At 51.9% G+C, this 14,788-nt stretch carries 11 protein-coding genes; all 11 read left to right on the forward strand.

The annotated features are described in order from the left end of the window. Positions 1-81: 81 nt before the first annotated feature. The 11 genes from M0L20_RS26250 (at position 82) to M0L20_RS26300 (ending at position 14,652) form a co-directional block, all read left to right on the forward strand. Complete coding sequence (locus M0L20_RS26250; protein WP_354004289.1) at positions 82-327, forward strand: GIY-YIG nuclease family protein; 246 nt, start codon at positions 82-84, stop codon at positions 325-327. 238 nt (positions 328-565) lie between these two features. Next, positions 566-2,782, forward strand: coding sequence for a glycoside hydrolase family 127 protein (locus M0L20_RS26255; protein ID WP_435531850.1), 2,217 nt, complete (start codon positions 566-568; stop codon positions 2,780-2,782). 172 nt (positions 2,783-2,954) lie between these two features. Continuing rightward, the gene (locus M0L20_RS26260) at positions 2,955-3,476 is read left to right on the forward strand and encodes a VOC family protein (RefSeq protein ID WP_248480166.1); all 522 of its coding nucleotides are present in this window, start codon (positions 2,955-2,957) and stop codon (positions 3,474-3,476) included. Positions 3,477-3,492: 16 nt separating this feature from the next. Continuing rightward, entirely contained in the window at positions 3,493-5,073 is a 1,581-nt protein-coding gene (locus M0L20_RS26265; RefSeq protein WP_248480168.1) for a glycoside hydrolase family 43 protein, read from the forward strand. A gap of 30 nt (positions 5,074-5,103) precedes the next feature. After that, positions 5,104-5,955, forward strand: coding sequence for a sialate O-acetylesterase (locus M0L20_RS26270; protein ID WP_248480169.1), 852 nt, complete (start codon positions 5,104-5,106; stop codon positions 5,953-5,955). A gap of 251 nt (positions 5,956-6,206) precedes the next feature. Beyond that, positions 6,207-7,031, forward strand: coding sequence for an alpha/beta hydrolase (locus tag M0L20_RS26275; RefSeq protein WP_248480170.1), 825 nt, complete (start codon positions 6,207-6,209; stop codon positions 7,029-7,031). Between the two features lie 24 nt (positions 7,032-7,055). Continuing rightward, positions 7,056-8,624 carry a carboxylesterase/lipase family protein gene (locus M0L20_RS26280; RefSeq protein WP_248480171.1) on the forward strand — a complete coding sequence of 523 codons (1,569 nt, stop codon included), beginning with the start codon at positions 7,056-7,058 and terminating at the stop codon, positions 8,622-8,624. A gap of 164 nt (positions 8,625-8,788) precedes the next feature. Next, positions 8,789-9,967, forward strand: a complete 1,179-nt coding sequence (locus M0L20_RS26285) for an esterase (protein ID WP_248480287.1) — start codon at positions 8,789-8,791, stop codon at positions 9,965-9,967. 153 nt (positions 9,968-10,120) lie between these two features. Beyond that, complete coding sequence (locus M0L20_RS26290; protein WP_248480172.1) at positions 10,121-11,197, forward strand: esterase; 1,077 nt, start codon at positions 10,121-10,123, stop codon at positions 11,195-11,197. 218 nt (positions 11,198-11,415) lie between these two features. Continuing rightward, positions 11,416-12,531, forward strand: a complete 1,116-nt coding sequence (locus tag M0L20_RS26295) for an alpha/beta hydrolase-fold protein (RefSeq protein ID WP_248480174.1) — start codon at positions 11,416-11,418, stop codon at positions 12,529-12,531. Positions 12,532-12,711: 180 nt separating this feature from the next. Continuing rightward, positions 12,712-14,652 carry an alpha/beta hydrolase-fold protein gene (locus tag M0L20_RS26300; RefSeq protein WP_435531847.1) on the forward strand — a complete coding sequence of 647 codons (1,941 nt, stop codon included), beginning with the start codon at positions 12,712-12,714 and terminating at the stop codon, positions 14,650-14,652. Positions 14,653-14,788: the final 136 nt, after the last annotated feature.

The following is a 14,788-nucleotide window of genomic DNA, read 5'->3' on the forward strand; positions in this document are numbered from 1 at the left end:
CGTTCCTCGGGATGACAAACAGGCGCGTTACCCAATAGCGGTACGGTCGTCAGGACGATAAACCCTAAGAACGTAGCGCTTATGATTGGATACAGTTTTTATGTTTACATCGTTACCAATCCCGAAAAAACGGTACTGTATACGGGTATGACAAATGATTTGGTCCGACGGTTACAGGAGCATCATGAATCGCGCGGGCAACCAAAGAAGTTCGCAGGCAGATATTATTGCCATCGTCTGGTTTATTGGGAGCATCATCGATACATCCACAATGCGATTTCGCGTGAAAAGGAAATCATTGGCGGAGGGAGAAGAAAGAAAAATTAATCAATTCAATGAATCCCGACTGGCGGTTCCTGAATGATGAAATTCAGTCATGATAACGAGCCGGCTTTTTATCATAGCGCTTTTTTTGTCATCCTTCCTGTCGTCAGGATGACAAAATAATACGGATAGTCAGCAAGGCTTTGGTTAAATTGGTGATAAAAACGAATTATTTACCTTGAAGAAGAACGTAGTATTTGTTGCTCTCCTGAGTCTGTTCGGCGGCATAGCGTCCGCGCAGATGCAGTCGTTTCCGCTGCAAGACGTGAAGCTGACGGGGGGCGCGTTTAAAAAAGCGCAGGACGTTGACCTGACGTATATGCTGGCGCTTAATCCCGATAAACTTCTGGCGCCTTACCTGATCGATGCCGGATTGCCGCTCAAAGCCAGCCGCTACGGCAACTGGGAAAGCTCCGGTCTGGATGGCCACATCGCCGGGCATTACCTATCGGCGCTGGCCATGATGTATGCTTCGACGGGCAATGCCGAGGTGAAGAAACGGCTCGATTACATGATTTCCGAATTGTCGCGCTGTCAGACCAAAAACGGAAACGGCTATGTAGGCGGCATTCCGCAGGGGAAAGTATTCTGGGAGCGGGTTCACAAAGGCGACATCGATGGCAGCAGTTTCGGACTGAACAATACGTGGGTACCGCTTTACAACATCCACAAGCTGTTCGCGGGGCTGCGCGATGCCTATGAATACGCGGGAAATGCGCAGGCGAAACAGGTGCTGATCGGCTTGGGTGACTGGTTTATCGACCTAATCAAACCCCTTTCCGACGAGCAGATTCAACAGGTACTCCGGACCGAACATGGCGGTATCAACGAGACCTTCGCTGACCTGTACATCCTGACCAAAGATAAAAAATACCTCGAAACGGCTCAACGACTATCGCACCGGGCGCTGCTGAATCCGCTGATGGATAAGCAGGATAAACTGACCGGACTTCATGCCAACACGCAGATTCCGAAGGTTATCGGGTACGAAAAAATTGCCAGCCTCACCGGTAAAACCGATTGGTCGGATGCTGCTCAGTTTTTCTGGCAAACCGTGGCGCAGAAGCGGAGCGTAGCATTCGGGGGCAACAGCGTGCGGGAGCATTTCAACCCAACGAACGATTTCATCTCCATGCTGAAATCGAATCAGGGACCCGAAACCTGCAATTCGTTTAACATGCTGCGGTTGAGCAAAGCCCTGTTTCTAGACAAAAACGATCCCAGTTATCTGGACTTCTACGAACGAACGCTCTACAACCACATTCTGTCGACGCAGCACCCGGAGAAAGGTGGTTTTGTGTACTTCACACCCATCCGCCCGAATCACTACCGGGTGTATTCGCAGCCGGAAACCAGCATGTGGTGCTGCGTGGGGTCGGGGCTAGAAAATCACACCAAATACGGTGAACTGATTTACAGCCATTCGGCCAATGATCTGTTCGTCAATCTGTTCATTCCGTCTACGCTGAATTGGCCGGATAAGAAAATTCAGCTGGTGCAGAAAACGGAGTTCCCGAACCAGAATCAGTCTGACATGACGTTGAAACTGGCTAGGCCCCATACCTTTGGACTAAACATCCGGCAGCCGAAATGGGCGGAGAATTTTACGGTTCTGGTCAACGGAGAAGCGCAGAAAATAGACAGCAAACCCTCCGGCTACGTAACGGTTAACCGAAAGTGGAAAACGGGTGATAAACTGACCGTTCGGTTCACGACGTCCACGCAGTTGGAATACCTGCCCGATGGCTCCAACTGGGCTGCTTTTGTGCATGGTCCGATTGTTTTAGCCGCCAAAACATCGACTAAGGATCTGGATGGACTGTTTGCCGACGATAGCCGCATGGGTCACGAAACGCACGGCCCGCTTTACCCGCTCGACAAGGCGTACGCCCTGATCGGTAATCCCGATACGTATCGGTCCCGAATCAAACCGGTCGATGGGTTGACGTTCCAACTGGATTCGCTGACACTGCAACCGTTCTACGCCATCCACGACGCCCGCTACCAGATGTATTTTCAGACCTTTACGCAGGCGGCCTACGACGAGCAGAAAGCGCGGATGAAGGAACAGGAAGCCGCGGCCCTGGCGCTTGACGCGAAAACGGTCGACAAGATCAACTGTGGGGAGCAGCAACCCGAAGTCGATCACGCATTCAAAGGTGAGAAAACAGACTCGGGCTACGATGATGAGCGTTTCTGGCGTCGTACTCGTTCGGCAATGTCATATGAATTGCGAAATAAGCACATGACCGGTAAATTTCTTGACATCAGTGCTTTAGACCCTATACGGACAACAGATGTCAGCTTTCTGATAAATGATAAGCCCGCTGAACCAATCGCTGCTGACGGGAAAACTATTCGGCTAAAAGTGATCGATGAAGCAGTAATGACGCTAAAAATTGTCGCTAATGACGGGAAACCAACTCCACGGTTTTCGCAAATAAGGCTGATTAATTAGAATTAAAAAAAACGTTGATTGTAAGCAAAACTTAATGCTAAATTAAAAAGTGTCAAATTGACACAGTTAGTGGTGGAGTGCTGTTTTCCGACAGGATCAACAGGATGTATCGGACGAAAAAATAAATCCTATTAATCCTGTAAATCCTGTCGAAGAAAAATTTAAAAAATGTATGAAAAAATCAACTGTAAAATGGCTCCTTGGATTGCTCTTTCTGCTCATCGGCGAGGTGGCGCAGGCGCAATCCAACTTCAGTAGCAAGGTCATTGGAATAGGTGTAGTCGTTGCCGACCTCGACCGCTCGCTGGACTTTTACGTGAATGGCATCGGCATGGTCAAAACAGGCAGCTTTACAATCAACGAAGACTTCGGCAAGCGCTCCGGCCTGACGAACGGCGTACCGGTGAATGTCATGATGCTAAAGCTGGAAAATAGCCCTGAGGCTTCGGACTGGAAGCTGATGAGCTTTGGTAGCAAACCCTCTCATCCGAAACCAAAATACATTCAGGACGATACAGGGATGCAGTACATTACCCTTCAGGTGAAAGCCCTGAAACCCATTATCGACCGGCTCAAACAAATGAACGTGCCATTTCTGGGCAGCACACCAACGCCCCTGAATGCCAAATCGCACTTCGTGTTTGTGCAGGACCCCGACGGAACATTCATTGAGCTGATTGGACCGTTGGAGTGATCGAATAAACAACTATATGAAAGCTATTCTTCTCCGGTCTGGGTTGCTGACACTTCTTTTGATGCTGATCCAATTTTCAGTAATCGCCCAGTCCGCACACAATCCTATCATTCATGCCGACGTACCCGATTTGTCGATGATCCGGGTAGGGAATACGTATTACATGAGTAGCACGACCATGCACATGAGTCCAGGACTGCCGATTATGAAATCAACGGACTTGGTCAACTGGAAGCTGATTGGCTACGCGTATAATACGCTGGCAGATATGGACGAGTTGAACCTGACCAACGGCAAGAGTACCTACGGACGAGGTTCGTGGGCCAGCAGTCTACGGTACCATAACGGAACGTATTACGTTACGACGTTTGCCCAAACCACGGGGAAGACCTATATATACACGACAAAAGACATTGAAAAAGGACTCTGGAAAGAGGTGTCTTTCAAACCGTCGTACCACGATCATAGCCTGTTTTTCGATGATGACGGTGGGGTTTACCTGATCTACGGCGGGGGCAAGCTCCGTATACTGGAACTCACCGCCGACGCTTCCGCTGTAAAGCCGGGTACCGAACGGGTCCTGATTGAGAATGCCAGTACGCCATCGGGCACGCAGGGTGGTCTGCCCGCCGAGGGTTCGCAACTGTTCAAGGTGAACGGCAAGTACTACCTGTTCAACATCACCTGGCCCAAGGGCGGTATGCGAACGGTGGTCATCCACCGGGCCGACAATTTAGCGGGGCCGTGGGAAGGGCGGGTGGCACTTCAGGATTTGGGCGTGGCGCAGGGAGGACTGATCGATACACCCGACGGCAAATGGTATTCGTATCTGTTCCGGGATTTTGGGGGCGTAGGACGGATTCCGTACCTGGTTCCGGTTACGTGGGAAGACGGCTGGCCGGTGCTGGGTGTGAACGGGAAAGTACCAGAAACGCTTGATCTGCCCGCCAATAAAAGCCTGATTCCAGGTATTGTGGATTCCGACGAGTTTACCCGCAAAAAAGGGGAGGCCGCGCTCCCGCTGGTCTGGCAGTGGAACCATAACCCTGATAATAAACTCTGGTCCGTCAACGACCGGAAAGGGTATATGCGACTCAAAACGGGACGGATTGATACGTCATTTGTGCAGGCTCGAAATACCCTCACTCAACGGACCATCGGCCCCGAATCGACCGGAGCGACCGCCCTCGACGTAACCAATTTGAAAGACGGTGACTTTGCCGGACTAAGCCTGTTGCAGAAAAACTACGGACTGGTGGGCGTGAAGCGGGAGAACGGGCAAAACGCTGTCGTGATGGTAAGCGCCAGTTCGGGAAAACCGGTAGAGGTTCAGCGTGTGCCGCTTAGTCAGAAAACGGTGTATCTCAAGGCCGAATGCGATTTCAAGGACCGGAAAGATACCGCTCTGTTCTACTACAGCCTCGATAACAAAACCTGGACCCGCATCGGTGAACCGCTGAAGATGCCTTACACGCTGCCGCATTTCATGGGCTACCGGTTTGGACTCTTTACCTACGCCACCCAGCAAGCCGGTGGCTACGCCGACTTCGATTACTTCCGCATCAGCAACACGATTTCACGGACCGCACAAAACTAACGCTACCCCAAACCCTGCTTTCTGCGCCTTATGGGAAAGATTTTCACAACCGCTACGTTGCTCCTGACCTTCCTGTTGCTGAGCCTGACCGGATCAGCCCAGGACAAAAACTTTTACATTTTCCTCTGTTTCGGGCAGTCCAACATGGAGGGGAACGCCAAAATTGAACCGCAGGATACGATCAATGTAAATAGCCGGTTTCAGGTAATGGAAGCAGTCGATTGTCCTGCGATCAATCGGACGAAAGGGAATTGGTATACGGCTGTTCCGCCACTTTGCCGCTGCCGAACCGGTCTCACACCCGCCGATTATTTTGGCCGCGAATTGGTGGCGAACCTTCCCGAAAAAGTCCGGGTGGGTGTCATCAACGTCGCGGTAGGCGGCTGCAAAATCGAGCTGTTCGACAAGGATCACTACGAGGCTTACACGGTCGACGTGCCGGGGTGGATGAAGAACATGATCAAGGAGTACGACGGGAACCCCTACGGCCGACTGGTTGAGATGGCGAAACTGGCGCAGAAAGACGGCGTGATCAAAGGTATTTTGCTGCACCAGGGCGAGTCGAATACGGGTGATACGCTATGGACGAAAAAGGTGAAAGTCGTTTATGACAACCTGATGCACGACCTAAACCTGAAACCCAAAAAAGTACCGCTGCTGGCTGGCGAAACGGTCAACGCGGATCAGGAAGGGAAATGCGCCAGCATGAACAAAATTATTGCCACGCTGCCCCAAGCCATCAAAAACGCGCACGTCATCTCGTCGGCGGGTTGCACGGATTCCGCTGATAACCTGCACTTCAATGCCGCTGGCTATAGGGAATTAGGAAAACGCTATGCCGCAACTATGCTGAATTTGTTGGGCCATAAAATGGCCCAGTGAATTCCAACATTTTCTTTCATCCCGACGCAGGAGGGATCTTCTGTAAATGGGTATTTTATTGGCTATATGCGAAGATCCCTCCTGCCGTCGGGATGACAGAAAACGAGTTAGAAATCGCCGTTTAAAGGTAAAATAGACGTCTCCTGAAAATGAGTAATCTACTTCGATCTAAAGCACCATTAAAAAACGCCAGGACTGCTTTTCTAAGCTTGTTAATTGCTTGTCCGCTAGTCGTAAAATCGCAGGAAATCATGCCTTTGTATCCGGGTGCTATTCCGAACGAAAAGGCGACAAGCATGCAGGAAACCTACACGTCGGGGATGTACAAAAACGTCACAAAACCTACGCTTGAGTATTACAAACCTGATCCAGCTAAAGCATCTGGCACGGCGGTCGTCATCATTCCCGGCGGAGGGTATGGGGTTGTGGTGTATCAGGGTGAGGGTGTAAGCATCGCTAAGGCTTTTGCCGAGAAAGGGGTGGCCGCGTTCATCCTGAAGTACCGTCTGCCCAGCGATGCCGTCATGCCCGACAAGAAAATTGGACCCTTGCAGGATGCGCAGCAGGCCATAAAAGTGGTACGCGAAAATGCCGAAAAATGGAATGTCGATAAATCTAGAATTGGCGTCATCGGATTTTCGGCGGGGGGGCATCTGGCATCTACGGCAGCTACGCATTTTGAAAAATCATACATCGAAAACGGCCAGAATACCAGTCTTCGTCCTGATTTTCAAATTCTGGTGTATCCGGTTATCAGTATGCAGGACAGCCTGACGCACGGGGGCTCGCACGACAACTTGCTGGGTAAAAATCCGTCGCGGCAGGACGTCGAGCTATTTTCGAACGAGTTGCAGGTTCGGGCCAATACGCCACCCACCTACCTGACCCACGCGGCCGACGACAAACTGGTCGATGTTGACAACAGCATTGTTTATTTCGAAAAACTGAGACATCTGAAGGTGCCAGTTGAAATGCATATCTATCCCAAAGGTGATCACGGATTTATTTTCCGTCATCCCGGTTGGATGGAGCCCCTGTTTGCCTGGATGAAACAGAATAAATGGATGAACGAGTAACCCACAGCCTAAACCTAAATGACGATGAATCATCCCTTTTTCAGGTGCTTGTTCACGGTTGGCGCCCTGCTTTGCGTTTTTAGCGCAGCTTATACGCAACCAACCCCGGCAAAAGTAGAAGGTGGTCTGGTGCAGGGAACGTCTGAAGATGGCCTGACCGTTTTCCGGGGCATCCCGTTTGCGGCCCCGCCCGTCGGGGAATTACGCTGGAAGGCTCCGCAGCCCGTCGCCAGGTGGGAGGGGCTGCGCGAAACGAAAAAATTTGCCCCCGCGCCCATACAGGGGGGTAGTCCGCCATCAGGAAAAAGTGAAGATTGCCTGTACCTGAATGTGTGGAGTCCGGCGAAATCGGCTGGTGAACGTTTGCCGGTGCTGGTCTGGATTTACGGGGGTGGGTTCAGCTTCGGCGCTACCTCTGACCCCAATTACAGCGGGGAGAACCTAGCGAAAAAAGGCGTTGTGCTGGTCAGCATTGCTTACCGGGTTGGTCCGCTTGGCTTTCTGGCGCACCCGGAATTAAGCAACGAAACTGCGCAGCATGTCTCTGGGAATTACGGCCTGCTTGACATGATCGCCGGTCTTCAATGGGTTCAGAAAAACATTGCCGCGTTTGGGGGCGATCCGGGCAAAGTGACCATTTTCGGCGAGTCGGCGGGGGGCATTGCCGTTAGTATGCTTTGTGCTTCTCCGCTGGCGAAAGGGCTATTTCACGGAGCGATTTCGCAGAGCGGAGGTTCGTTCGGCCCATCCCGACCGACGACGTATCCGGGCGAGAACATGAAGCGTCTTCGTCAGGCCGAAAAGGAAGGTGAAGCCTATGCCCAGAAAGCTGGCGCGTCGTCGCTGGCGGAGTTGCGCAAAATAGCTGCCGATAAATTGCCGGGCGGCTGGGGCGTTGGCTCGGCCTGGCCCATTGTCGATGGCTACGTCATCCCGGACGATCAGTCCAAGCTTTACGAAGCCGGAAAATACAACCACGTACCGGTACTAGTCGGCTATAATTCTGACGAAGGAGCCAGCTTTAGCCCGCCGAAAACCTCGCAGGAATACATCGAGAGTACTAAAAAGCGGTACGGAAAATTTGCTGATGATCTGCTGAAAGCGTATCCGGTTGGGGAAAGCAACGTACCGAAAACCGCCCGGGATCTGATGCGCGACGCGGCCTTTGGCTGGCAGACCTGGAACTGGGCGAGGCTTCAGGCCAAAACCAGCAAGGCGAAGGTGTTCTACTACTATTTCGACCAGCATCCCGACTACCCCGCCGATTCACCCAAAGCGGGGTCCGGCTCAGGACATGGTCTGGAGGTTTCGTACGTATTCGAACATCTCAACCCGTCGAATCCGCAAACGACCAAAACCGATCTGGCGATTTCGGATGCGATGGGTACCTACTGGACCAATTTTGCCAAATACGGCGACCCCAATGGCAAGGGCGTTCCAAAGTGGCCGGTCTTTAGCCAGGCTAGTCCTACGGTGATGTACTTTAGTCAGACACCGCACACCGGCCCGGTTCCCGATGCCGCATCTCTGGAGGTGCTGAACCGGTATTTCGAGTGGCGACGCACCCCCGAAGGCGAAACCTGGGCTAAGTAGCTGATAGACAGTGATATTTTTGTCATTATGACGCAGGAGGAATCTTCGAGCGGTATACGAAAATCTCCCTACCCGAAGATCCCTCCTTTGGTCGGGATGACAAAAAATAGGAAAGAACTGATAAAGCATCAAGCATAATTCATACCTAAACCTTTTACTTTATGATGCATTACAAACACATAATCAGCTACGTCCTAAACCGCTTCCGGCTCCTCTTGTGGGGCCTGGTTTGCCTGTCTGGTATCGTGCTGGCCCAGCCACCGCGCGGGCCGCTGGTGGTGTCGCCCCAGGTGAATGCCGACAAAACCGTTACGTTTCGTTATCTGGCCCCGGCTGCCAAGGAGGTGAGACTGAGTGCGCAGTTTGAAAAAGCCCCCGTGCCGATGACCAAAGGCGATCAGGGCATCTGGAGCGTTACGGTTGGGCCCGTGAAGCCCGATATATATCCGTACAGTTTTCAGGTCGATGGTGTAACGGTCATGGACCCCGCTAACGTCGCGTTTTTTCCAAACGAGCGGTTTAAGGCCAGTCTGGTTGATGTGCCGGGCGATACGCCCCTGGTTCACGCTATGCGAAATGTGCCGCACGGGTCGGTCAACTACGAATATTACCCGGCGCTGGAAGGCACAACCGGCTCGCTGTTGGTGTACACGCCACCGGGCTACGACCAGAATCCAACCAAAAAATATCCGGTTTTCTACCTCATCAGTGGCACGACCGACACGGAAGAAACCTTCTTTAAAGTGGGCAGAACCAACCTGATTCTGGACAATCTGATTGCAGAAGGCAAAACCAAACCCATGATCATCATCATGCCCTACGGAAACATTGCCGCTCGCGTCGTCGAGCAAAAGGGAGGCACCAAACCCGCTGATCCGACCGTGCGTGACGGAGCCGATGCCGTAAAACGGGCCAACGATTTCGCGACGGATCTGGTGAGTCACGTCATACCGTACGTCGAGAAATCATACCGCACGCTGAACAACCGAGACAATCGGGCCATTGGTGGCTTCTCGCGCGGGGGCGGTCAGACACTACGTACGGCCTTTGGCAATATGGACAAGTTCGCCTGGGTGTGCAGCTACAGTTCGTATCTGTCACCCACCGAAATGGACAAAAGCTTTCCTCAGATTGGCAGCAATGCCGACAACACGAACAAGCAACTGAAACTGCTGTGGGTGAGCGTCGGCAGCGACGATTTTCTGTACAAAGGTACCGTTGAATTTATGGATTACCTGAAAGCGAGGAAGGTGAGCTACAAAAGCTTGATCACCGACGGCGGTCACACTTGGATGAATGTCAAGAAGTACGTTGCCGAAACCACCCCTTTACTCTTTCAATAATATGACTTTTTTGTCATCCTGAGTAACGAAGGATCTTCGGGTGAAAACAATATCTGCCAGCTATAGAAGATCCCTCGTTCCTCGGGATGACAAAAATAAAGCTTAACCGAATGGATTGCCAAGATATGTCATTCGAAAAACTAAGCCCTTGCCATGAAACCTATCAACTACCTCTTATACACGTTGCTTTTTTCAGCCAGTACGGTTTTAGCCCAGCGTCCGCCCGCTATCAGCTCGCCCGATGTGCATCCCGACCATAGCGTTACGTTCCGGTATTTCTCGCGCAATGCCCAGAAGGTGACTCTGAACGGCGAATTTCTGAAAGCCCCGGTCGCGCTGACGAAAGATACGTCGGGCATCTGGAGCGTTACGGTACCGCCCATTAAACCAGATATTTATCCGTATAGCTTTCGGGTAGATAGCGTGGAAACGGCCGATCCCAACAACACCTACATCTTCGCCAACGAACGCTTCAAACGGAGCATTGTCGATATCCCCGGCGATCAGCCGCTAATTCATTCGCTTCAGAACGTACCGCACGGCAAAATCAGTTACCGGACCTACCAATCCTCGACGCTGGGGCGGCCTCGTAATCTACTAATCTATACGCCACCCGGTTTCAGTCCGAATGGTAAAACCAAATACCCTGTGCTTTACCTGATTCACGGTGGTTCCGATACCGAAGAAACCTGGACCAAAGTAGGTCGTGCCAACCTGATTGCGGACAATCTCATCGCTCAGGGAAAAGCCAAACCCATGCTGATTGTGATGCCCTACGGCAACGTGCGTCCAAGCCCGATGGCTGATTTTACCCAGGATATGGTGAAGGACATTGTGCCGTTCGTGGAGGCTAACTACCCGGTGGTGAAAGACAGCAAAAGCCGGGCCGTGGCGGGTTTCTCGGTGGGCGGTGGCCAGACGTTGAACATCGGCCTGACCAATCCTTCCACCTTCGCCTACGTGTGTTCCTACGCGCCCTACACGGCTACCGACGAGTTCAAAAAGAACTTCACCGACTGGTCGCCCAACGCCGACCAGATGAATAAACAGCTAAAACTGTTCACAATCAGCGTCGGAACCGAGGATTTTCTATATGAGCCGGTTAAGCAAAACATCGCCATGTTCAAGGAGAAAGGCCTCAAACCCGACCCCCAAATCGTACCCGGTGGCCACACCTGGATGAACTGTAAGCTGTACTTAGCCACGACCTTACCGCAGCTTTTCAAATAAATGGAACGCTCCTGTTGCCGTCTTTTTATCAGGATTTTTTGTCATGGCACCGGCCACCCGGCCCGACGCAGGAGGGATCTTCGGGTGAGGAGAATTTCGTATGCCGTGCGAAGATCCTTCCTTTCGTCAGGATGACAAAAAAACCGATTCATGATAGTGTAAACATTTGATATTCAATGTGCTGATTCCTTACTGATCAAACCAAAACCCTTATCAAAATGACAACGAAAACAATAGCCGCATTAGTCGTAGCTGCTCTAACCAGCGCAACCAGTTTTGCGCAGACCAACCAGACGGTAGCGGAGGACTTCAAACCCTCCACGCTTAACCAGCCGGGGCAGGAGTACCCACAGGTAAACTCCCAGGGGTACGCCCGCTTCCGCATCAAGGCACCCAAAGCCGACAGCGTGCGTGTGAGCTTGGGCCTGGGCGGACGCGGGGGAACGATCCTCACCAAAGGCGACGACGGTTTCTGGACCGGGACGACGGCTGGCCCGATGGACGAAGGATTTCATTATTACAACGTAACTATCGACGGTGGGAAGTTCAACGACCCCGGTGCGCTGAATTATTACGGTTCCATTCGGTGGGAGAGTGGCATCGAGATTCCGGCACACGATCAGGACTTTTACGCGCTGAAAGCGGTACCGCACGGTAATGTTCAGCAGATTCTGTTTCCGTCGAAAAGCACCAACACATCGCGCCGGGCTTTCGTCTACACGCCACCGGGTTACGAGAAAGACAAGTCGAAACAGTATCCGGTGCTGTATCTGCAACACGGCTGGGGCGAGGACGAAACCGCCTGGAGCAACCAGGGCCACGCGAACCTGATCATGGACAACCTGATCGCCGAAGGGAAAACGAAGCCGTTCATTATCGTGATGACCTACGGCATGACTAACGAGGTGAAATTCGGGAAGATCCGGGAATTTAAGATTGATCCGTTTCAGACGGTTTTGGTCGATGAGCTGATTCCGTACGTGGATGCCAACTTTCGCACGCTCACCAACCGCGACAACCGGGCGATGGCGGGGTTGTCGATGGGTGGCATGGAAACCAAAATGATTACACTCAACAAGCCTGAGACGTTCGGGTATTATGGCCTGCTCAGCGGTGGTGTCTATGCACCCGAAGACCTGAAAGACAAAGCTAAACCGAAGCTCGTTTTCATTAGCTGTGGCAGCAAAGAACGGCCCGACGGTGTCAAGAAAGCGGCTACTGATCTGAAAGCCGCTGGCTACAACGCCGTGTCGTACGTTTCCGACAAAACCGCCCACGAGTTCCTAACCTGGCGCCGAAGTCTGCACGAACTGGCTCCGCTGCTGTTTAACTAGCTTTTATTCGACAGGATTTACAAGATTGACATGATTTTTTTACTGCTCTACTTTTTTGTCGCGTGTTTCCGCTCTCCGGCGTCAAAGTTGACATACAAAAGAGTAAATGATTGATATAAAACGTTTTGCGAAGAAAAAATCATGTCAATCCTGTAAATCCTGTCAAAAAACTTCCACAATATGAAGAAAAGTATATTACTGAAATGGTCGTGTGCCGCGCTGACTGTGGTGCTGAGCACGGCAATCTATGCTCAGCCGAGTGACAAAGAAATGCCGAAAGGCTTCGACCAGGTACGCGCGGGGATTCCTACCGGGAAACTCGACTCGGTTCAGTATGCTTCGAAAACCGTAGGCTCAACCCGCAAAGTCCTGATTTATACACCACCGGGTTATTCCAAAAAGAAAAAATATCCGGTGCTGTACCTCCTGCACGGTATCGGGGGCGATGACAAAGAATGGCTCCGGGGCGGGAATCCGCAGATCATTCTGGACAACCTGTACGCCGACAAAAAGCTGGAACCGATGATCGTGGTGATGCCGAACGGGCGGGCCATGAAAGACGACCGTGCCATTGGCAACATCTTCGACAAAGACAAAGTGGAAGCTTTCGTGACGTTCGAGAAAGACTTGCTGAACGACCTTATTCCGTTTATCGAGAAAAAGTACGCGACGTTGACAGACCGCAACCACCGGGCCATTGCCGGGCTGTCGATGGGCGGGGGGCAATCCCTGAATTTTGGACTGGGCAATCTGGACAAGTTTGCGTGGGTGGGCGGATTTTCGTCGGCCCCAAATACCAAACGACCGGAAGAGCTGGTTCCCGACCCGGAAGAGGCTAAAAAGAAGCTGAAACTGCTGTGGATTTCGTGTGGCGACAACGACGGACTGATCACGTTCAGCAAACGGACGCACGATTATCTGTACGAGAAAAACGTTCCGCACGTCTACTACGTCGAACCCGGTGTTCACGACTTCAAAGTCTGGAAAAACGGGCTGTACATGTTCTCGCAGTTCCTGTTCAAACCCGTTGATACGACCAAACTCACCCAGTATACGATTCTGGGAACGCCAGCCGCCACGAACGTGCGGAACGCCAAATACCCGCAGATTCTGCCCGATAACCGGGTTGTGTTTCGGGTGAAAGCGCCCAATGCCCAGAAAGTGCAGATTGATCTAGGGAAGAAGTACGATATGGTGAAAGACACCGCCGGTTTCTGGAACGCAACGACCGATTCAATCAGCCGGGGAATTCATTACTACTCTCTTTTGATCGACGATGTAGCAGTAGCCGATCCGTCCAGCGAAACGTTTTACGGCATGAGTCGGATGGCCAGCGGCATCGAAATTCCGGATCGGGAAGGGGGTTATTACGCCATGAAAGACGTACCGCACGGCGATATTCGGATCAAGCGTTATCTGTCGAAAGCCTCGAATGCCTGGCGGGAAATGTACGTCTACACGCCACCCGGTTACGATGCTAATCCGTCGGAAAAATATCCGGTGCTATACCTCCTGCACGGGGGCGGGGAAGACCAGCGGGGTTGGGCTACGCAGGGCAAAACGGACCTTATTTTGGACAACCTAATCGCCGAGAAAAAAGCGAAGCCTATGCTGATTGTTATGCTGGATGGGAACATGGGCAATACGGGTGGGCTAGCCGGATTCAATGAAAATGCCCTTCGTGCGTTCGAAAATGAATTGAAACAAGGGGCGATTCCGTTTGTCGAAGGTAACTTCCACGTGCAAGCTGATGCGAAAAATCGGGCGTTGGCGGGCTTGTCGATGGGAGGCTTGCAGACGTTGTACGCCGGTATCAAAAACACCAATCAGTTTTCTTCGTTAGGCGTGTTCAGTTCGGGCTGGTGGGCCAATAACCCCAAGCTGTCGGACCCGCAATACGCCTTCATGAAAGACAACGCCAGCACGATCAACAGTAACCTCAAAAACTTCTGGATTTCGCAGGGCGGCAAGGAAGACATTGCCCATCAAAACTGCCAGATCATGATGAAGAAGTTTGACGACATGGGCATCAAGTATACCTACAGCGAGTATCCCGGTGGGCACACCTGGCCGGTCTGGCGACACGACCTGTATATGTTCACGCCTTTGCTGTTCAAATAAGACTGACGCGCCTGTTCATTTTTGTCATCCCGACGTAGGAGGGATCTTCGGTAGCTAGTAATTGTTGTTATCACCCGAAGATCCTTCCTATCGTCAGGATGACAAAGAAAGGAAAGAATCCTCTGCCTCATACTCA

The organism is Spirosoma liriopis (assembly GCF_023196085.1).
GTDB classification, from domain to species: domain Bacteria; phylum Bacteroidota; class Bacteroidia; order Cytophagales; family Spirosomataceae; genus Spirosoma; species Spirosoma oryzicola.

Excerpts from the sequence above, each read along its gene's own strand:
- M0L20_RS26290 (WP_248480172.1), top strand. The coding sequence starts at position 10,121 with ATGAAACCTATCAACTACCTCTTATACACGTTGCTTTTTTCAGCCAGT.
- M0L20_RS26300 (WP_435531847.1), top strand. The coding sequence starts at position 12,712 with ATGAAGAAAAGTATATTACTGAAATGGTCGTGTGCCGCGCTGACTGTG.
- M0L20_RS26285 (WP_248480287.1), top strand. The coding sequence starts at position 8,789 with ATGCATTACAAACACATAATCAGCTACGTCCTAAACCGCTTCCGGCTC.
- M0L20_RS26275 (WP_248480170.1), top strand. The coding sequence starts at position 6,207 with ATGCCTTTGTATCCGGGTGCTATTCCGAACGAAAAGGCGACAAGCATG.
- M0L20_RS26270 (WP_248480169.1), top strand. The coding sequence starts at position 5,104 with ATGGGAAAGATTTTCACAACCGCTACGTTGCTCCTGACCTTCCTGTTG.
- M0L20_RS26250 (WP_354004289.1), top strand. The coding sequence starts at position 82 with ATGATTGGATACAGTTTTTATGTTTACATCGTTACCAATCCCGAAAAA.
- M0L20_RS26265 (WP_248480168.1), top strand. The coding sequence starts at position 3,493 with ATGAAAGCTATTCTTCTCCGGTCTGGGTTGCTGACACTTCTTTTGATG.
- M0L20_RS26255 (WP_435531850.1), top strand. The coding sequence starts at position 566 with ATGCAGTCGTTTCCGCTGCAAGACGTGAAGCTGACGGGGGGCGCGTTT.
- M0L20_RS26260 (WP_248480166.1), top strand. The coding sequence starts at position 2,955 with ATGAAAAAATCAACTGTAAAATGGCTCCTTGGATTGCTCTTTCTGCTC.
- M0L20_RS26295 (WP_248480174.1), top strand. The coding sequence starts at position 11,416 with ATGACAACGAAAACAATAGCCGCATTAGTCGTAGCTGCTCTAACCAGC.
- M0L20_RS26280 (WP_248480171.1), top strand. The coding sequence starts at position 7,056 with ATGAATCATCCCTTTTTCAGGTGCTTGTTCACGGTTGGCGCCCTGCTT.